Source organism: Levilactobacillus suantsaiihabitans (assembly GCF_004745505.1).
Classification (GTDB): Bacteria; Bacillota; Bacilli; order Lactobacillales; family Lactobacillaceae; genus Levilactobacillus; species Levilactobacillus suantsaiihabitans.
In genome coordinates, this window is sequence record NZ_RKLX01000005.1 from 69397 (window position 1) to 89355 (window position 19959).

Sequence of the window (19959 nt, forward strand, 5' to 3'; positions counted from 1 at the left end):
GCTGCCAGGGGTTCCGCCTGCTATGGGGGACGCCTCCAGCCTGAAAAGCAGGCTTCCGGCTCGCTTGAAAGCCTGGCAGAATCCGCCAGTCTCCCAAGTCGCCCCACGCTGTAACCTGGCACAAAACGCCAGCTAACACCGTCGACACAGCTGGCTCCACCCCTGGCTGCCTCCGGCAAGGTAGTCATTTATCAGCTACAATCGCTCAAACCAATCGCGGCCATTCAGATTTGTAGGTAGTAACCGACCTGACTGTCATCGGCCATCAATGCAGCCGAAAATCCCCCCCGCCATGTTCCAGCTCATACTTGACGAACGGATAGGCGGTAATTTTCCCGATAGCCTCAGGTGAAATGGGACCCCGCATCACAACTGGAGCCAGCCCCTGTCCCCAGTTATTGGCAAGCGGGGACAAACCAGTTGCGTTGACCAATCACCACCGGAGCCGAGAGTGGAGCGAAAATGGGCTCAGCCGTGGGAGTTCCCTTAGTGGGTGGTCTTTACCCGCTTAGGGAACTGGCGTCTTTGAGACGTGGTTTTCGGCTCAAAGCGAGGGCGAGACCGCACTGTGGCTCGACCGGTCCGCCCGCCGCGTTCCAGCCCATTTTCGCGCAACAGTAGGCGGCCAGCTCCCCCACACCCCCGCGGTACAACAAAACAGGCCCCGCTGCCAATGACTGGCAACGGAACCTGTGGGTGGCCTTGATGGCCGGTGACGCTTGGGTCGACATTAATGGGCCGTACGCTCAGCGACGCGTTGGCCAAAGACCAACCCGACGGCAAATAAGAGACTAGCGGTGATCCATTTACTCATGGTGAGACTCCCTTCGTTCTGCTGAATCAGCGGTTGCCTTGGCTTCCCGCAGTTCAGCGAGTTCTTGACGAATTTCACCTAAAATTTCTAACTGAAATCGTTCGATCTCCATGGTATGGGGGACCTGGTTCTGCGCCAAGTGATCGACCTTAGCGTGAAGTAACCGCAATTCGTGTTCGGATTTGAGGTTAACGTGATAGTCGTTTTCGGCCATCATCCGGTCCCGGTCTGCAGAGCGGTTCTGACTCATCATGATGATGGGCGCCTGAATCGCTGCGACACAGCTTAATACTAAATTTAACAGAATGAACGGGTAGTTGTCAAAGTCCACGCCAAAGACGTGTAGCCCGTTGACAATCATCCAGCCAATCAAAACGAACAGGAAGACGAAGATAAAGCCCCAAGAACCGCCAAACCGAGCTACATCGTCGGAGACCTTTTGGCCAAACGTCAGGCTCTCCTTCAAGCTGTCGTTCACATCAATAATATCGTAATCGTCGCTCTGTAAGGCCTTGGTTAATTTGTGATTGATTTTTTTCGTCTGTTTCAAATCGGCATTGATCATCGCGTCCACGTGATCCAGCCGATACTTCAAGAGGTGATGGCCGCAAATGTAGTCACTCGGCTGACTTTGCGGGTAATCCCGCTTAATGCGGTTGCGCAACCCCACCTCTAGCTCGGATAGCTGGAGACTCGTTTCTAACGACAGGGGCGCGCCATCGACCAAACAGGTAATCTGTGTGTGCTCTGGCATGCTCTCAGGACTCCTTGGATAAATTTCGTAATAATTGTTGCCAATCTGCGGGCGGCTCGCTACTAAACTGACGGGCTTCACCAGTAAATGGGTCGGTGAAGGCCAGCGTTTGGGCGTGTAAGGCCTGGCGGGTCATTCCGCCGAGTGCCGGGCCGCCATACAGTGCGTCACCAATCAGGGGATGATCCAGTGACGCAAAATGCGCGCGAATCTGGTGGGTCCGTCCCGTGTGCAATTTCACCCGTACCAACGTGGCGTTGGCCCACCGTTGGACCACCCAGTATTCGGTTTTAGCCGGTTTGCCGGCGGGTGAGACCATTTGATTGTAGCCGGCTGGGTCGCTAGCTAGCGGCGCATCAATGATGCCGTGGTCGTCGGCGACTTGTCCGCTGACGACGGCTAAGTAACGCTTGTCCACCTGATGGGCCGCCTGGAGCTGACTCGCCAGACTGTTGGCCAAACGATGGCGCGCCACCCAGACCACCCCACTGGTGAAGCGGTCCAGCCGCGTCAAAATGTGTGGCACCTGGTTTTCGGCTTGTTCTGCTAGCCAATGGCCCTTGATGCGGTTGACCAACGTGTCCGTCCGGTTAGCGGGACCCGGCACCACGTTTAGCCCCGCTGGCTTGTCCACGACCAACCAGTCGCGATTCTCAAATAACACGGTGATGGGTTCGCGACTGGTCGCCACGGCGGGATCGGCGGCTTCGGCCGGTAAGACGACCGTCACGGCATCCCCCACCTGCAGATCCACGGCCGGCGTCACGGTCTGGCCGTTGACACGAATGCTACCATCGCGCTTCAGGTCGCTGAAGACGCGGTGACTGACGCCCTGCTGGTTCAAGAATCGTTTCAAACTGGTGACGGGACGGGTTACCTGCCAACTTAACTCCATGCTGTGTTCGCTCCTCTACTCATCAACTAAATCAATCATCCAATCCAAGTCATCGTTGCGGTTATTCAGCCGCTCCGGATGGTCCGCCAACGCGTCGTTGACCGCTTGGATGCGCCCGGCAAAAGGTGACCGCAACGTCAGGTCTTCGTGTTCGCCATGAACGATCATAAATGGGGTCCCTAGCTTCACCTGACCGCTGGTGAGTAACCACGAAATGTGGGTCACGGGCCCCACCAGTTCACGGCCATCATCCGCAAACCCTAAACGCATCAGTCCGTCTTCATTGGGCGTTACCCACAGCGCGTCTGCACTTGCTTCAATTCGATCAATCATTGTCGTCACCCCTTGCAATTTTTTTGCGGCTAGCGTGGGCCCAAAGATGGTTCAGCGAAACCCATTGTCTTCGACACCCGTTTCAGCCATAAAGTTGGTATCGTCAAGTTTAGAACCTCTCATCCCCAACGACACCTGTAATTAAGTCTCATTTTAACATAGCCCACAAATTCTCGGGAGCTATTTCCCCCATTCCCGCCAAAACTCTGTATAATGGAAGACAAAAAGGGGGAGATTCACATGATGCCAGGCAGTTGGTTGACCGGTAGTTTAATCTTATTGACCGGTGTTGTCCTAATTATTTTCCTACTAGCACGGTTAATTCCGCGAACTAACCATGACAAGGATACCGTCGCATTGTTGGGGGTATTCACGGTAGTCGCATTAGGACTCATCGTCTTAGGCGGCTATCTCAGCTTGGGGAGCTGGAGCACCGCTATGGGCATGGGTTGCTGGTAGATTCGTGACACACAATTTGAACGTAAAACGGACTCGGCTGATTGGGCTGGGTCCGTTTTTTATTTGAACAACTTTTTGAGTGGGGTTCTCGCACCCACCCTCTCAGGCAGCCACACTAATCAATCCTATTTCAATTCCTTAATCACCCGCGCTGGATTACCGCCCAGGACCACGTTATCGCCAAAGGACTTGGTCACGACCGCGCCCCCGGCCACAATGACGTTGTTGCCCAGAGACACGCCGGGACAAATGATGGCCCCGCCACCAACCCAGACGTCGTCGCCCAGCGTGACCGGCTTGCCAATGCCCATGGCCCCGTTACGGCGCAGCTTGGGGTCAGCGGGATGGTTGACCGAATAGATCTGCACCTTGGGCCCGAGCAGGCAGTGCTTGCCAATCGTCACTGGCGCAACGTCCAAGATCGTGCAGTCATAGTTGGCAAAGAAGTCCTCCCCCACGGAAATGTTGTAGCCGTAGTCGCAGCGAAAGGTCGCGTGCACTTCCACGGCATCCCCAGTGGCGCCAAACAACGCCTTAACACGACGGGTGCTCTCCTCAGGATCACTTTCCCCCAGGGCATTCAGCGCCTCCACCTGGTCACGCGCAACACCGCGTTCGGCGACCAATTCGGGGTCATAAACGTTAAACAGTTCACCGGTAATCATTTTTTCTTTTTCAGTCTTTGGCATAGGTTTTCTCCTCTTTCCAATGCAGATCTATCACTGTCAAATTCTCATGGCACGCAATAATAACACGCCGTCAAAGATAGCCGTTTACAGCCTCACAATGTGAACTGGCCGCCTAACGTTCCAGTCCTGCCTTCGCGCAACGGCAAGGCGGCCAGCCAACGCAATACTTTCTTAAAACGAAAAGCGGCCGCCCGCCGAATACTGGCGAGTGGCCACTTCATTACTGACTAGCTTACTTGATGAAAGCCTTGGTCATCCCAACCATGGTAGCGTAGTCTTCCATTTGTTCTTCGGTCAGGGAGAAGGACAGCATGGTGTGGTGACCACCACCGGCCTTCATCCATTCCAAGGCACCGGTCTTCAAGCCAACCTTTGGCGTCCAGAGTTGCTTAGCAACTGGCAACTTAGGCGTTTCGGCTTCTGGCTTGTTGGCATCAACGGCGTAGCTGATCATCTTGAAGCCATCACGGAAGTCCGCAACGGTCACGTCGATAGCATCGCCTTCGGAACCGGTGAAGACCAACCGTGCTGGGTCAGCCTTGCCACCGATATCCAATGGGTGCACTTCAACCCGTGGTTTGTCGGAAGCAATCGATGGGTCAACTTCCAGCATGTGAGACCCGAGAATGGCTTCGTGGCCCTTCCGCAGATCCAACGTGTAGTCTTCCATGAAGGCCGTCCGGTCGTTGTGAGACATGATCTTCATGACCCGACCCAAGGCAGCGGTCTTCCAGTCACCTTCAGCACCGAAGCCATAGCCGTCACGAATCAAGAGTTGTGCGGCTAAGCCAGGTAATTGTTCCATGCCCCAAAGGTCTTCGAAGTTGGTGGTAAAGGCACTGTAACCGCCCTTTTCCAAGAAACGCTTGATCCCGAGGTATTGCTTCAATTGTACGCGAACAGAGTGCTTGTATTTGTCAGCATCGTTGTCGCCTTGAACCATTTCGTAGCGAGATTCCAGATCAGCGTATTCCTTGTCGATGTCGGCGTCTGCGACCTTGTTGATTTCTTGAACCAGGTCACCGATACCGTAGTAGTCAACGGTCCAGCCCATCTTGATTTGGGCTTCAACCTTGTCACCTTCAGTGACGGCCACGTTACGCATGGTATCGCCAAAGCGGGCAACCTTGACTTTGAAGCTTTCGTTGTAAGCAACTGCAACGTCTTCCCAACGGGCAATTTGTTCTCGCACGTCAGCGTCGCCCCAGTAGCCGTAAACGATCTTGTTGTTCTTGTGTAACCGGGCGTTGATGTAAGCATATTCGCGGTCACCGTGAGCACTTTGGTTCAAGTTCATGTAATCAAAGTCGATGTCGGCATAAGGAATGTTGTTCAAGTATTGGGTTGCCAAGTGCAACAATGGCTTTTGCAATAATTCCGTCCCACGGATCCAGTTCTTGGCTGGGGAGAAGGTGTGCATCCAGGTAATAACCCCGGCAACCTTATCGTTGTAGTTGACTTCCTTCATGAAGTTGGTGATGCTTTCAGCGGTCGTCATGACGTCCTTGAAGACCACCTTGTAAGGCAATTTGCCGCTGGCATTTAATTTGTCGGCGATGTCTTGGGCATCCTTGGCAACGGACTTCAATTGTTCTTCACCATACAGGTGTTGGGAACCGGTAACGAACCAAAATTCATAATCTGGTACTGATAACATAAGTGACACTCCTTTGAGAGATTTTAAATTAATTTTTAACAGGGTTAAATGACTACTCGCGAGCAGCGTGTTCCTTGGACTTGGCGTTGTTTTGGCCATAGTAGGCGTTGGCGCCGTGCTTCCGTAAGTAATGCTTGTCCAACAGGTATTGTGGCAATTCCCGGTTGGCCCGCGTCAGTTGCAAGGTGTGGTAGTCTTCTTCGGCAACCACTTCGAGCACCTTGGCGTTGTAAACGGCCTTGTCGGGAGTCGGGCCCCAGGAAAATGGCCCGTGTTGGCTGACCAATGCAGCGGGAACGGCTTCGTAATCGATGCCGCGTTCGTTGAAGGTCTTAACGATGGTCTTACCCGTGTTGCCTTCGTAGTCGGCTTCGATTTCTTCCTTAGTCAAGGCATCCGCAGCTGGCACGTCGCCGTAGAAGGTGTCGGCGTGGGTGGTGTTCATGGCTGGGATATCCATCTTGGCTGCGGCGAAGGACACAGCCCAAGGTGAGTGGGTGTGGACAATGCCACCGATCTTTGGAAAATGATTGTACAAATACGTGTGCGTTGGCGTATCGCTGGATGGGTTCAAATCCCCTTCAACGACCTTACCATCAGCCAAGTTCACGACGACCATGTCGCTAGCCTTGAGCTCATCGTAAGGAACCCCAGAAGGCTTGATGACGTACAGACCCTTTTCCCGGTCAACCCCAGAAACGTTGCCCCAGGTAAATGAAACCAGGCCAAGTTCTGGTAACCGCATGTTCGCTTCGTAAACTTCTTGTTTTAAATCTTCAAGCATGCTATTTCTCCTTTTAATCTGTGTTAGTCAGCCAAGACATCGACGGCCCTGCCTTCAACCGGTAAGGCGGCCTTGTAGTTGGCGATAAATTCATTTGAGCCCTGTACGCCAGCGGGATCTGGTGCGAGCGTGGTGCTTTCAGGATTGGCGAAGACCTTGTGATCCAAGAAGTCTTCCAAGGTTTCATGGTCATCTTTATCGGTGACGTAGAAGCCCAAGACGGCCATCCCCCAAGGACCACCCTCGCCGGCATTGTTGGTGACGGTGATTGGCGTGTTCAAGGAATCGGCCAAGACTTGTTGGCCCACTTTTGGCGTCCGGAACAACCCACCCTGGGCAATCAAGGAGTCCAAATGGATGTGTTCTTCGTTGGCCAGGATGTCCATCCCAATCTTCAGTGGGGCAAATGCGGCATAGAGCTGCGTCTTCACGAAGTTGGCCAAAGTGAAGTTGCTGTTCGGCGTCCGCACAAACAGGGGCCGGCCAGCCGTCATCTTGGTGATGTTTTCACCGGACAGGTAGCTGTAGTTCAACAGGCCCCCGGCATTGGCATCCCCTTCGGTCGACTTATTGAAGAGTGCCCCGTACAATTCGTCGGGTTTCAGATCAACGCCAATGGTTTGGGCAAATTCCTTGAACAGGTTGACCCAGGCGTTGATGTCGGAAGAACAGTTGTTGGTGTGAACCATGGCCACGGGTAATCCGGTAGGCGTCGTGACCAAATCAATGTCGCGGTGAACGGTCTTCATCGGTTGGTCCAAGACCACCATGGAGAAGGCTGACGTCCCAGCGGAAATGTTCCCGGTCCGTTCACGCACGGCGTTGGTGCCGACCATCCCGGTCCCGGCATCCCCTTCTGGCGGCGCCATGACGCTACCAGCAGTCAAGTTGCCCGCGGGATCCAGTAATTTGGCCCCGTCGGTCGTCAACTTACCAGCTGATTGCCCAGCCAAGAGGACCTTGGGCAAGATGTCTTTGATGTCCCAATGATATTGGCGCACGGACTTCACGTTACGGAACTTGTCTAATAAGTTTTCGTTGTAGTCCTTGGTGTCGCTATCAATCGGGAACATCCCGGACGCATCGCCGATACCGATGACCCGTTCGCCGGACAATTGCCAGTGAACGTAACCGGCCAGCGTCGTGAAGAACGTGACGTCCTTGACGTGGTCTTCTTGGTTAAGGATGGCCTGGTACAGGTGGGCGATGCTCCAACGTTGGGGAATGTTGAAATCAAACAAATCCGTCAACGCATCGGCGGCCTCTGCCGTGATGTTATTCCGCCAAGTCCGGAAAGGTACCAGCAGTTGGTCGTTGGCATCAAAGGCCATGTAACCGTGCATCATCGCACTGACCCCAATGGAACCAATCTTGGTGAGGGCCACGCCATATTTATCTTTGACTTCCGCGGCCATGGCTTGGTAACTGGCTTGAATCCCGGCCCAGACGTTATCTAAACTGTACGTCCAAATGCCATTCTTCAATTCGTTTTCCCAAACGTAACTGCCGGAAGCAATCGTTTTAAAGTCGGGCGTTACTAAGACGGCTTTGATCCGCGTGGACCCTAATTCGATCCCCAACGAGATGTTACCGCTTTCAACATCCTGAATAATCTTATCCGCACTCATGCGATAAACCTCCATAGCTCAATTAATCTCTATAACTTATGACTCAACATAAGAATTGTACAATTTTTGTTCGTACAAATCAAGAGCTTTTACACATTTGTCCGTATTATATTCCAATTTTTTCGGTTAATAATTGGTTTTTATTTTTCAGCCTTCATAAGACCATATTTGTTGTCACCACAGCGATGTAACCGCAACCATTATTTTTCCGTGGAACAACCCTCTTTTAATGTTATCCGGATAAATAGTCTTTGCAGTAGGACCTCTCTTAAATTCACCCTTAAAATGCTCATTTACAGGCTTGTGCTTAAAAACCATTCGTAAGCTGAGTGCTATTGTCGAACACTCTCGTAAGTCTTCCGAATTCATCCATTAGTTTTCACATCAGGTCATTAAGAATTTTTTACATTTTATGGATCCCAGATACAAAATCCGGTCAAATTTCGTTTGTAATAATGTCACCTCCAACACAAAAAAGGCCTGGAATACACCAGGCCCTCCCTTCATTGGTTCTTTAACTCGATAGCCGAATGTCGCTTGACAATATCAGGTTGATAAGTAACGTTTTCAACTGCCTCACGATTTAACAGCTTGATAATTGCCTTAGCGGCGTCGGCTCCCATACGTTCTTTCTCATGATTCATGGTTGTCAGCGACGGCGTAAAGTACTCACCAAGTTGATAATTGTCGAATCCGGTAACTGAAATATCTTCAGGCACTCGAATACCCTTCGACTTCAAATAATCAATCACGCGAATCGCTAGCTGGTCATTGTAACAAACAATCGCGGTTGGCGCCTCTGATTGTTGTAAGTAACCGTTGATTCGTTCATAGATTTTATCAGCTGATTCCTTTGATTGATACATGATGATATTACTCAAATAAGAATATTCTGGATGCTCCTGATAGGCACGAACAAACCCATTCATCCGGTAGACACCCTGAATATCATCAACTTGAAAGATCCCTAAGATACTCCGATGTCCTAAATCGAATAAATACTGCATCATGCGTTGCTCTGCACCCAAATCATCTGTATCTACATACGGGAAGTCTAACCGCGGATAATGCGCGTTAATAAATAACGTCGGCAATTCATCGTCTTTAATTTCCTGATACAAGTCTTCATTGGGGTTGGGTAAAGCACTTTGAGTTGGCTCGATAATCAATCCCGCAACCTTACTATCCAACATATTAATTAGGCTTTTACGTTCCTTATCATGCGTATTGTGCGTGTTACTGATAAGGATAGAGTAGCCCGCTTTAGATAATACTTGATCAATTCCCGAGATAATATTAGGAAAAATATAATCCGCAATGTGGGTAGTAATAACACCAATCAGTTTGGTATCGGTTGGCGTAGACCAGTCCTTATGCCAATCCTGTACAAACATCCCACCACCTTGAATGCGATAAATAAAATGATCACTTTCTAGGTCCCCCACTGCACGACGAACCGTATAGCGACTGACCGCATACTGTTTCATTAACTCGGACTCAGTAGGCAACTTCTCATCCACCTGATATTTTCCCGAGATGATATCTTCTTTTAAGCCATCTTTGACTTTTTGATATTTGTTCTCCATGTTAGCACCTCATCAATGGTCCCATTTTACCGGTTTTCGATCTTGTTTACAAATAAATTATGAAATAAATATATTTATTAGACAACTCTTTTGTCTCACGCTTTAACCCGATCGTTAACCCAAAAAGTGGTGTCCATAATCTTCTATCCAAAAAGAGATAGTTCCCTCAAGTCTTGAGGACACTATCTCTTCTCATTCCTTAAGTGACAGATGATTCAAAATACAATCAGTACATTAAACGCTCACGTACTGCTTAAATTTGCCTTCAATTTCAACTCTCACTGCCGCTTTAGTGAACATCAGATCATCAGGTGGAATCACCAGGTACCGTCTAGTAATTAAAGGTTACGACATTCCATGAATATCCCGATAATGTAACATTTTGTGAGCTACTGCCACTATTGATAGTAGTCTCACACGATTGAAGCGTTAGTGTCTCGGGATGCTCACGTGTGTTCATATCCTCTAATTTACCTACGATGTGTTCCATATGACCATCTTTTATTACGTTTGGAAAATCAATTGAGAAAGTTTGACTCTCGTTTTCTCGATTTACCGCAAATACAACAAACGCAGAACCCGTATCCATCACAACTTGATCCACGCTTGAAACATTTTGATACCGCTCTGTTGAATAACGCTTGCCATCCACCATTGCTGTTTTCACGACACTCGACGTCCCTGATAAGTTACGTAAGATCGATTGCAAAACATAATAAGTCGGATTAGCCCAGGCGTTACCACCTTCATCGGTCAAAATCAATGGAATCGTATTAACCAATAAGGCTTGACACGAAAGTTTGACCCGATCACCGTGTCTAAGAATTGCCAACGCCATTGAACCAAACAGTAACGTATCGGCCAAATTGAAGTAGCACCAATCCACAGGGTTGTGCTCACTCCAAGGCTGTGATTTCTTTTGCGAGAAATGATGAACATTCCATTCGTCAAACGAAATCTTCATAGTCTTATCACTATGTTTCAGTGCCTTCACCGCATCAGCAATTGTTTCAACCTCTTCAATCTGCTTGTCGAACTCAAGCGACCGCGCCAAATACGTTGGTAGGTCGTCAGACGCACGCAAAGACTCTTGGTCTAAGTTTTCAGATTGATCACGATCGATATAATCATGCATCGCGATGTAATCAACATTGTCATACGCAGCCATCAAAACTTTGAAATCCCATGAAGGATACGTATCAAGCCGGGGCGTTGAACTTCCAACCAGAATGGTTTCAATATCTGGGTCCATCAGTTTCATCGCCTTGGCAGTCTCGTTTGCAAGTAGGCCATATTCTTCTGGCGTCTTGCTTGCCACCTGCCAAGGACCGTCCAATTCATTACCTAGGCACCAATACTTAACACCGTAGGGAGCTGCATGTCCATTCTGCCGTCTCAAGTTAGCCCAATCGGTATCATATTTGCCATTCACGTATTCTAATTCGTGAAGAGCATCATCAATACCGCGAGTACCTAAATTGACCGTTAAAATCGGGTTATCCACCTTCGCTTGTTGAATCCATTGGAAGAATTCATCCAAACCAAACTGATTCGTTTCTAACGATTGCCAAGCGATATTCATTCGCTTAGGCCGCGTCGTCTTATCACCAATTGTATCTTCCCAGTGATAGCTGGACGTGTAGTTTCCGCCGGGATAACGTAAGGTTTTCACGCCAAGGTCACGCACTAATTGCAGTACATCCCCGCGAAATCCCTCAGGAGTTGCTGAAGGATGTCCCGGTTCATAAATTCCAGTATAGATGACTGTTCCCATATGCTCTAGGAAAGAGCCAAACATACGCGGACGAACATCAAATCGTTGTTCATTGTACAAATTTAATTTTGCCATATAGACTAAAACCTCGAAAGTTTTGTATTTAACCTCTTATGATAGAAAGAGGCGAAGATAAAGTTCAAAAAAGTTAAGCTGAAGAAAATAGTGACTGGGAAAACCATCGCACATAAAATCATAATGAACATGATTGCCGCAAATGCTAAGGTCATCGGTAATTCAATTACGATATCAATCATCGCATTCTGAAAGAATCGACTAAAATGAAATTCATCTCTCATCGAATATTCCTCAAGTACCATGTAAAACAACGCTGCAACAAACAGAAATAATGAGATGACCAGACTTACACGAATTGGCACAATTACCCGCGTAAACGCCTTCATGTAGACATAGTAGAATAGAATGGCCATTGTTGAAGTGACCAACCCAATTCCCAATTTTGTCCAAAAGTGACGTTTCAATTCTTCAAAAAACTTTCTCAAAATCGTTTCATTACCCTGACCATAGATCCGAATTGCAGTGGTAATACATGCACTAATGATTGGATAGGCAAAGAAAACCGTCGCAAACCCCATCGTTGCAAATACCCCAAGAATCAGATAGTTTGTCAGCGGTATCAAGCCCAAATATAGCCGGCTGTTAAAAATCCGTGACATGCGTAGCTTTCCTCCTTATCTATATTGAAACTATTCCTTCATACCAGACATTGCTGAACCTTGAACAAAGTACTTTTGAGCGAAGATGTAAATGATGAATAATGGCAACATAGAAATAACGGCACCAGCCATAACAGGACCATAGAATGAAATATGTTGACCCGTAAAGAGTGCTAACCCGGCTGGTAACGTCCGCATGCTAGAAGTCGTCGTCAAAATCAATGGATACAGCAAGTCGTTCCAGTTGTTGGTCAAAGTGAAGACCGCTAGTGCCATCAAAGTTGGCTTGGACAATGGTAGCATAATCTTGGTGAAGATCCGCCACTCATTCAATCCATCTAGTCGAGCGGCCTCGTCTAGATCTCGTGGTAACCCAACGAAATTAGAACGCATCATGAAAATCCCAAATGCGGTCGTTGCCCGCGGAATAATCAACCCAGTATAGGTATCCAACAAGTTCATCTTGTTCATTTCGATAAACAGAGGAATCATGTAAACCATGAATGGAATCATCATAGTAACCATGACGAAGTAGTAAAACATCGTCTTACCTTTGAATTCCATTCGTGCTAATGCATACCCCGTCATTGAGTCTAAGACCAGGGAAATAATCATAGTTGCCCCAGCAAAGACAACGGTGTTCTTGACATACCCTAACAGAGGGATAGTATCCCAAACTTTGATGTAGTTTTGGAACGTATACTTTCCAGCAAAGATGTGCGGTGGATAGGTAATAATATCCTTTTCATATTTGAATGAGGATAACAGTAACCATAAGAACGGAAAGACAACAATTAAAATCAACAATGACATAACAATTTTGAAAATGATTGACTTGATTAACCGACTCCGATGGTAGTTACTCTTCTTACCAGAGTCAACCAGCTCAGTCGTACTAGCTGTTCGTGCTTCCATACAGATTCATTCCTTTCGCGTCCTCTACGGACCAAATAAATTTAAAGTCGCCTACCATAAAGGACTTTTTAGTCAAATTGGGGTTTACCGCATTTGCTTTTCCTTATGACTCATGTACAAGTTAGCGGAAATAGAAAGAACCGCGATAATCACAAATAAAATAGTTGCAACGGATGACGCATAACCCAATTGATATGGCGCAGAAAATCCTCGACTATAAATGTACTGAACAGCTGATTCAGTCTTAAATTCTGGTCCACCAGCAGTAGTTACATAGATTTGGTCAAAGACTTGCATTGACCCAATCAAGTTAGTCATCACACAAAAACCTAATGAAGGAATGATTTGTGGAATCGTAACATGGAAGAATTGTTGTTTCTTATTGGCCCCATCCATTTCAGCTGATTCATACAGACTAGGCGAAATTGCTTGGATGGCTGTCAACATGATCGTCATCGTAACACCGAAGTTCTTCCAAACCGTCATGACAGCGATTGAAGGCATTGCCAACGAGGCGTCACGGAAGAATTGAGGTGTGCTCATGCCAAATTGGTGTAACACATAAGGAATCCAACCAATGTTAGGATCGAGCAACATTGAGAAGATGATCCCACTAGTTGTCAAAGAGCAGATAACTGGCACATAAAATACGGACCGAGAAAAGCGATTGAATAAGGTTGTCCGTGACAGTGCAGCGGCAGCAATAGTCCCCACAATAACCTGTGTAGGTGTTTCCAGAAGCGTGAAGTATACCGTATGCCACATAGAGTTAATCGCCCGTTGATCATGGAAGAATTGAATAAAATTATCCAAACCAACAAACTTTGTTCCCGTGAAGAAAATATTAATGTCAAAGAAACTGAGACCCAGGGTCCCGACCAAAGGAATCACCATGAAGAATAGCAGGATGATAATAGATGGTGCCATAAATAAGTAGGCAGCATGCTTCGGTTGATTCCAGAATCGGAAGAACGAACGTTTTTTGTTAACTGATGTATCGATCTCTTCCATTTAACTCGACTCCTTTATAAAACAGATGCTAATTCCAACCGAGATTGAAATTAACATCTGTTTTTTTATGATTCACATTAACTAGCTTACAAACTAATTACCACTTAATGTACTATCAATTTGCTTAGATGCAGACTTCATCACACTCGTAGTATTGTTCCCAGCTAAAACTTTTTCAATAGATGGGTTAATCACGTTAGTCGTGATGTTACTCATGTTCTTGTTACCTGGGTAGTATGGCTTAGCATACCCAATTTGCTTGTACATCGTAGAGACAAGTTTATCAGCCTTGATATCCTTGTTAGCTGCGACAGACTTCAGGTATGGTGCACACTTGTTTTCAAGGCTCCACTTCTTACCAATCTTAGTCGTGTTCCAGTACTTGACGAATGAGTAAATAGCTTTAGTCTTGTCATCGCTAGTGCTGGTTGGAATACCAAACCCAACACCATCCAAGATAGCCTTCTGGTCTCCTTGCTTAGCTTGAACCAAGGTATTGATACCATAATCAATCTTGTTCTTCTTCAAACCAGAGTTTAACCAAGGACCGTTGATGTAAATCCCAAGAGAACCGGCAAGCATTAAGTTATCAGCTTCGGCACCAGAAATGTTCTTAGGACCAACGCCATCTTTGTTGATTAATTGTTGCAGGTAATCAAAACTCTTCTTAGTAGCTGCAGAATTCAAAGCAGACTTCTTTTCGCTACTGTTCATTAACTTAGCACCGTTATCCTGTAACAAGTTGTACATGATAGCGCTACCATCCTTAGGCATTGCAAACCCTTGGGTGTTGTTCCCTAACTTAGAAATCTTCTTAGCATCAGTTGCTAATTCTGCCCAAGTCTTAGGTGGGTTGTTAGGATTCAAACCGGCCTTCTTGAAGAGTTTCTTGTTCCAGTAGAGATACATACCTTGCACTTGCATAGGAATGAAGTAAGTCTTACCATTGATAACCCCTAAGTTCCGTGCAGTTGACTGGAAGTTTGACTTGTCAACGCCACTTTGGTTGTAGAAGTCACCCATTTCCTTCATTGTTCCGTTAGAAACGTAGGAAGCCATGTCACCATAATTCATAGCGACAAAGTCAGGTGCCTTTTTAGCTGTGATGGCCGTTGGTAACTTCTGATTGAAGTTATCCCAAGTCATGATGTCCATCTTAACCTTAACGTGATCCTTATTTGTCTTGTTATAATCTTTAACAATCTGCTTTAGGACGTCACCATCGGTTGATGTGAACCCATTCCAGAAAGTAATAGTCGTTGTCTTCCCTGAAGAACTACTACTCGACTTACTGTTACTCCCACATGCAGCTAAACTAAGTCCGGCTGCAGCAATCGCAGCGACAACACCAAGCTTTTTAATTAAGCCATGTTTCATGATTTACACCTCTATGATTAGTAGTTAATTCCAATACCGTACTTAATGATAGTGGTTTCGCTCTCGAATCCAAGTATCTACTAACCCCTAAATGATATGAGATACTCCAACTCTTTATTATGTACTTAGAATAATGACCGTACTTTACGCAATGCCACTACCATATTAGAACTTTTGAACTGCTATACTCGATTGAAGGACCCCCTTTCATCTATACAGCCATTGAACACTAGTCAACTCATTGAGAATAAAATCACAAGGTATGATAGTCATCACACCTAATCCAGTGATCGCCTGCGCATTAACGTTCAATAGATTAACTGCAATTATCCTCACTAGTCTGTTCAATGAACAAACGATTCAGCAATAAGTTAGCCCCAGCAACTCCTGGGTTTAGAACAACTAGCAATACTTTCATATTCCTAATTATCTATCTAACTCCCTTGCCTTATCCACGTACAAATTTAGCATAAATTGTAAGCGATTACAATAGTTATACGGAACAATTTTGATTTTTTCCCTTTTTTTCTTTAATTTATCATCTGAATATCATCTCTTTTCTTTCGTAATGAAGAAGACATATTCTTCATTATGACTAAAAGCGACTCACATTGTACTATAAAATCCTCAATCTTAAAAAAATCAACTGGCTCTATTCTTGTTTAATGCTTTTTTGATACAATCATTAGCAATTGCTCCGCATGCATTATTAATTCCAACTGCGTCACCAGCTAGACTTAGCCGATCCCCCACCTCTTAGGCACGCTCAATCGTACTACCTAGACTTAAATATTTCAGATAACATTGCCGCTTGATTGAAAGCGTTTTATAGGGTAATATTTGTTCAGATGTATTGTTCAAGTAAATAATGTTATCCGAACAAAAAACATTTCACCGAGACACATTCATGTTTCTTCTATATTTTTTCATGGAGGTAATAGTTTGTCTTATATTTCAATCGATTCGCAAAGAGAACGCGGCAAAATCAGCAAATACATTTACGGTCAATTTTCTGAACACCTCGGTCACGGGATTTACGATGGCCTTTGGGTGGGTCCAGACTCTGATATTCCCAATACAAATGGCATTCGCAACGATGTGGTCAGTGCTTTACGTGCAATTAACGTCCCTGTCCTTCGTTGGCCTGGTGGATGTTTTGCTGATACCTATCACTGGACAGATGGCATTGGACCTGCCAGTACACGAAAAAGAATCGTAAACACTAGTTGGGGAAGTGTCGTTGAAAATAATCATTTTGGAACTCACGAATACTTTGAACTCCTAAAACAACTTGGTGCGGATGCCTATATCAACGGTAATCTTGGCAGTGGAACTGTTCAGGAGATGTCGGAGTGGGTTGAATACATGACTTTTAATGGCACGTCTCCAATGGCTGACTTACGTACTGCTAATGGGCACAAGGATCCTTGGCAAGTTAAATTCTTTGGTGTAGGTAATGAAAGCTGGGGAGGTGGCGGTAATATGCGCCCCGAATACTACGCTGATCTCTACCGCCAGTATCAGACCTTCATTAACTCCTACGACGCTGATACGCCTATCTATAAGATTGCTTCTGGCCCTAACGTGGATGACTATCACTGGATGGATGTCCTGATGAAGAATGCTGCACCATATATGGACGGTATTAGCCTTCACCATTATGCACTAGCCTCTGCTTGGGAGGATAAGCGCCCTGCGCTGGACTTCCCTGAAAGTGAATGGTTCTCATTAATTAAGAGTGCTCAAAAGATGGATGAACTTATTACCAAGCACAGTACCATCATGGATAAGTATGATCCTCAAAAACGGATTGGCTTAATCGTCGACGAGTGGGGTTCTTGGTTACGTGCCGAAAAAGATACGAATCCTGCCTTTCTATATCAACAAAATACGATTCGTGATGCAATGATTGCGGCAATCACGTTACACATTTTCCAAAAACATGTTGACCGCGTACAAATGGCAAATATTGCCCAAATGGTAAATGTCCTACAAGCTATGTTACTCACGGATGGTACTAAGTTGGTTAAAACGCCAACCTACTATGTGTTCAAAATGTTTACCAAACACCAAGAGGCAATCGCCATGGACACTTTTGATAACCTTTCAGATACAACCAGTGCTTCAGTCTCCAAAAACGCTGATGGCTATTTCATTTCACTATGTAATTTTGGATTAAGTGCTCCCGACGACATCACCGTAGACGTAGATACAGCGATTAAATCTGTGAGTGGTACCGTGCTTCGTGGATTACGAATGGATGATCACAATGACTTCGAGCATCCAGATGAAGTCAAATCAGAAGAATTCTCCACGACGAGTTTCCAACCCCACCAGTTGAAGGCTCAAATTCCACCAATGAGCGTCGTTACTCTACAGGTAAACACGAATAAGTGATCTACCACACCGTAAGACACCAAATGGGTTCTTGCAAAATTTGTCATTCCGACTAGTTTTGCAAGAACCCTTTGCGTTAATATTTAATTGTACTTAAAATAAATGGATCATCATACTAAGGGGAATAAGCATAGCATGGAAATTAATAAGTTGCTCAGTATTTTCCCGAATGCCGAGCTTAAAGATACACCTACATCTGACGAAAATTCCTTAAGTTTTCCCATTGACTCAAAGTGGTTAACTCTCCCTCGGAAAAGCCTTTCTTCTCGAGAAAGGGCCCTTTTAAATCTCATAATTGATGAAACGCCTCTGCAGAACGTGAATTCTGCAAATGATCATACTTGGTTCAGACGGCTATTTTTAGGCGAGAAATGCTCTCAAAAACAAGCAACAGAATCAAGAGTCCGAATTATCCAAATCAATTTAATTAGTCATGACAGCACAATGCCTGTTAATAACTGGTTACGTGCATTTAGGACTATGTTTAAGCAACCTTTCGTCGATACCTTTCTGGTTAACAACCACGAGGCCATTGTTATTGAAGCCTTGAAGGACAAAATGTATGATAACGAAAATTTTTTGGGTGTTAGCCAGGCTCTGGACAGTGATTTCTACTGCACATCCAAGTTATATATTGGTCAGTACTGGCAAAACGATGACACCATTGAGCAACTATTTTCTCATGAACGGAAACTATTCAAGTTCCAGTTACAGCAAAACACCAGTGAACGCATCTTCTCCATCTCAAATAGCATCTTAAAGTATTACTTCGAGAAGCAACTGAGCCAGGATCCACTTATTCTAAAGAGTCATTCGGAACTTTTCAACATGCCTGATGCTAAAAAGACGGTCACCATCCTTTATCAAAATGGTGGAAATATCAGTATCACAGCTAAAAAAATGTTTCTACACCGAAATACACTCCAATACCGCATTAAGAAATTTCAAGAGACAACTGGGTTTAATCTAAGAAATATGGACGACTTACTCTTTTGTTACTTGTTGACCTTTCAATGACTAAAAATAGGACTCCTTAGCGGGAGTCCTATTTTTAGTTAATCTTATTATCTATTCCATGTAATCTACAGAAACTTCAGTCTCAGGATCGAAGTAATGTGCCTTGTTCAAATCAAAGCCCATCTTGACGCTAGCACCTGGCTTTTCAAAGTCACGTGCATTTACTTTAGAAACAAATTCAGTATTCCCAACCTTACTGTAAAGTTGTGAGTCAGCTCCTAATAATTCAGAAACGATAATTTCAGCATCAACCTCATTTTCAGGGAATGCCTCCAAGAACGCATTTTCTGTATGGATATCTTCGGGACGAACACCTAAAATTAACTTTTTCCCATTGTAACCATGCTTAACCAAATTCTTCAGACGACCTTCTGGAACACGAAGATGTAATTCATCCTTTTCATCAGTCACGATACCATCATGCAACGTGACGTTAAAGAAGTTCATGGCTGGAGCACCAATGAATCCAGCAACAAACGCATTTACAGGCTTGTCGTATACTTCGGATGGTGTACCAACTTGTTGAACTTTCCCATCACGCATAACAACAATCCGATCTGCCATAGTCATTGCTTCCGTTTGATCATGAGTGACATAAATCGTAGTCGTCCCAAGATCCTGATGCAGCTTAGCGATTTGTGCCCGCATTGAAATCCGTAACTTAGCATCCAAGTTTGACAAAGGTTCATCCATCAAAAATACGGGTGCATCACGGACAATAGCCCGACCTAACGCAACACGTTGACGTTGACCACCAGAAAGCGCAGCTGGCTTACGGTCCAAGTATTCCGTCAAACCTAAGATATCCGCAGCATGTTTAACGCGCTTATCAATATCTTCCTTTGCTTTCTTTTGAATCTTTAACCCGAAGGCCATGTTTCCGTACACGGTCATATGAGGATACAAAGCGTAGTTTTGGAAGACCATAGCAATATCCCGGTCTTTTGGTGCCAAATTATTAGCAACTTTACCATTGATGACCAGCTTACCCTTAGTAATATCTTCCAAACCGGCAATCATTCGCAAGGTCGTCGACTTCCCACAACCAGATGGTCCAACGAAAACCATAAATTCTTTATCTTTAACATCCAAATTAAAATCAGTAACAGAATAATTTTCTGCCCCATCATATTGCTTGTAGATATGCTCTAGGTTAACTTCTGCCATTATGTATAACATTCCTTTCAAGTTT

The 19959-nt window shown here is 45.7% G+C and carries 17 protein-coding genes; 3 read left to right on the forward strand and 14 right to left on the reverse strand.

Annotated features, from left to right (window positions below; all coding sequences use genetic code 11):
• Positions 1 to 806: 806 nt before the first annotated feature.
• From EGT51_RS04415 to EGT51_RS04425, 3 genes are read right to left on the reverse strand one after another with little or no spacing between them, the layout of a single operon-like run.
• Complete coding sequence (locus EGT51_RS04415; protein ID WP_135367561.1) at positions 807 to 1568, reverse strand: DUF1003 domain-containing protein; 762 nt, start codon at positions 1566 to 1568, stop codon at positions 807 to 809.
• 4 nt (positions 1569 to 1572) lie between these two features.
• Positions 1573 to 2463 (reverse strand): RluA family pseudouridine synthase, encoded by an 891-nt coding sequence (locus EGT51_RS04420; protein WP_135367562.1) that lies wholly within the window; start codon positions 2461 to 2463, stop codon positions 1573 to 1575.
• 15 nt (positions 2464 to 2478) lie between these two features.
• On the reverse strand, positions 2479 to 2796 hold the full coding sequence (locus EGT51_RS04425; RefSeq protein ID WP_135367563.1) for a glycine cleavage system H protein (lipoate-binding): 318 nt from the start codon (positions 2794 to 2796) through the stop codon (positions 2479 to 2481).
• 240 nt (positions 2797 to 3036) lie between these two features.
• On the opposite strand from EGT51_RS04425, the gene EGT51_RS04430 reads away from it, so the two are divergent.
• Positions 3037 to 3255: a hypothetical protein gene (locus EGT51_RS04430; RefSeq protein ID WP_135367564.1), complete on the forward strand. Its 219-nt coding sequence runs from the start codon at positions 3037 to 3039 to the stop codon at positions 3253 to 3255.
• A gap of 125 nt (positions 3256 to 3380) precedes the next feature.
• Here EGT51_RS04430 and EGT51_RS04435 read toward each other — a convergent pair whose 3' ends face one another.
• The 10 genes from EGT51_RS04435 to EGT51_RS04480 form a co-directional block, all read right to left on the reverse strand.
• Positions 3381 to 3944 carry a sugar O-acetyltransferase gene (locus EGT51_RS04435; RefSeq protein ID WP_135367565.1) on the reverse strand — a complete coding sequence of 188 codons (564 nt, stop codon included), beginning with the start codon at positions 3942 to 3944 and terminating at the stop codon, positions 3381 to 3383.
• A 232-nt stretch (positions 3945 to 4176) separates the two neighbouring features.
• The gene (araA, locus tag EGT51_RS04440; protein ID WP_135367566.1) at positions 4177 to 5601 is read right to left on the reverse strand and encodes an L-arabinose isomerase; all 1425 of its coding nucleotides are present in this window, start codon (positions 5599 to 5601) and stop codon (positions 4177 to 4179) included.
• A gap of 52 nt (positions 5602 to 5653) precedes the next feature.
• The gene (locus EGT51_RS04445; RefSeq protein WP_135367567.1) at positions 5654 to 6385 is read right to left on the reverse strand and encodes an L-ribulose-5-phosphate 4-epimerase; all 732 of its coding nucleotides are present in this window, start codon (positions 6383 to 6385) and stop codon (positions 5654 to 5656) included.
• Between the two features lie 23 nt (positions 6386 to 6408).
• Positions 6409 to 8013 carry a xylulokinase gene (locus EGT51_RS04450; protein ID WP_135367568.1) on the reverse strand — a complete coding sequence of 535 codons (1605 nt, stop codon included), beginning with the start codon at positions 8011 to 8013 and terminating at the stop codon, positions 6409 to 6411.
• 503 nt (positions 8014 to 8516) lie between these two features.
• The gene (locus EGT51_RS04455; protein ID WP_135367569.1) at positions 8517 to 9599 is read right to left on the reverse strand and encodes a GntR family transcriptional regulator; all 1083 of its coding nucleotides are present in this window, start codon (positions 9597 to 9599) and stop codon (positions 8517 to 8519) included.
• A gap of 331 nt (positions 9600 to 9930) precedes the next feature.
• Entirely contained in the window at positions 9931 to 11448 is a 1518-nt protein-coding gene (locus EGT51_RS04460) for an alpha-L-arabinofuranosidase C-terminal domain-containing protein (protein ID WP_135367570.1), read from the reverse strand.
• A gap of 5 nt (positions 11449 to 11453) precedes the next feature.
• Positions 11454 to 12050 (reverse strand): hypothetical protein, encoded by a 597-nt coding sequence (locus EGT51_RS04465; protein ID WP_135367571.1) that lies wholly within the window; start codon positions 12048 to 12050, stop codon positions 11454 to 11456.
• A gap of 30 nt (positions 12051 to 12080) precedes the next feature.
• Entirely contained in the window at positions 12081 to 12965 is an 885-nt protein-coding gene (locus EGT51_RS04470) for a carbohydrate ABC transporter permease (protein ID WP_135367572.1), read from the reverse strand.
• A gap of 84 nt (positions 12966 to 13049) precedes the next feature.
• Complete coding sequence (locus EGT51_RS04475; protein ID WP_135367573.1) at positions 13050 to 13976, reverse strand: carbohydrate ABC transporter permease; 927 nt, start codon at positions 13974 to 13976, stop codon at positions 13050 to 13052.
• Between the two features lie 93 nt (positions 13977 to 14069).
• Complete coding sequence (locus EGT51_RS04480) at positions 14070 to 15353, reverse strand: ABC transporter substrate-binding protein (protein WP_135367574.1); 1284 nt, start codon at positions 15351 to 15353, stop codon at positions 14070 to 14072.
• A gap of 942 nt (positions 15354 to 16295) precedes the next feature.
• Between EGT51_RS04480 and EGT51_RS04485 the strand changes: the two genes are divergently transcribed.
• Together EGT51_RS04485 and EGT51_RS04490 are read left to right on the forward strand one after the other, a co-directional pair.
• Positions 16296 to 17750, forward strand: coding sequence for an alpha-N-arabinofuranosidase (locus EGT51_RS04485; protein ID WP_135367575.1), 1455 nt, complete (start codon positions 16296 to 16298; stop codon positions 17748 to 17750).
• 135 nt (positions 17751 to 17885) lie between these two features.
• Positions 17886 to 18767, forward strand: coding sequence for a PucR family transcriptional regulator (locus EGT51_RS04490; RefSeq protein WP_167850140.1), 882 nt, complete (start codon positions 17886 to 17888; stop codon positions 18765 to 18767).
• 51 nt (positions 18768 to 18818) lie between these two features.
• Here the strand turns inward: EGT51_RS04490 and EGT51_RS04495 are convergent, their stop codons facing one another.
• Positions 18819 to 19934: an ABC transporter ATP-binding protein gene (locus EGT51_RS04495; RefSeq protein WP_135367577.1), complete on the reverse strand. Its 1116-nt coding sequence runs from the start codon at positions 19932 to 19934 to the stop codon at positions 18819 to 18821.
• Between the last annotated feature and the right edge of the window lie 25 nt (positions 19935 to 19959).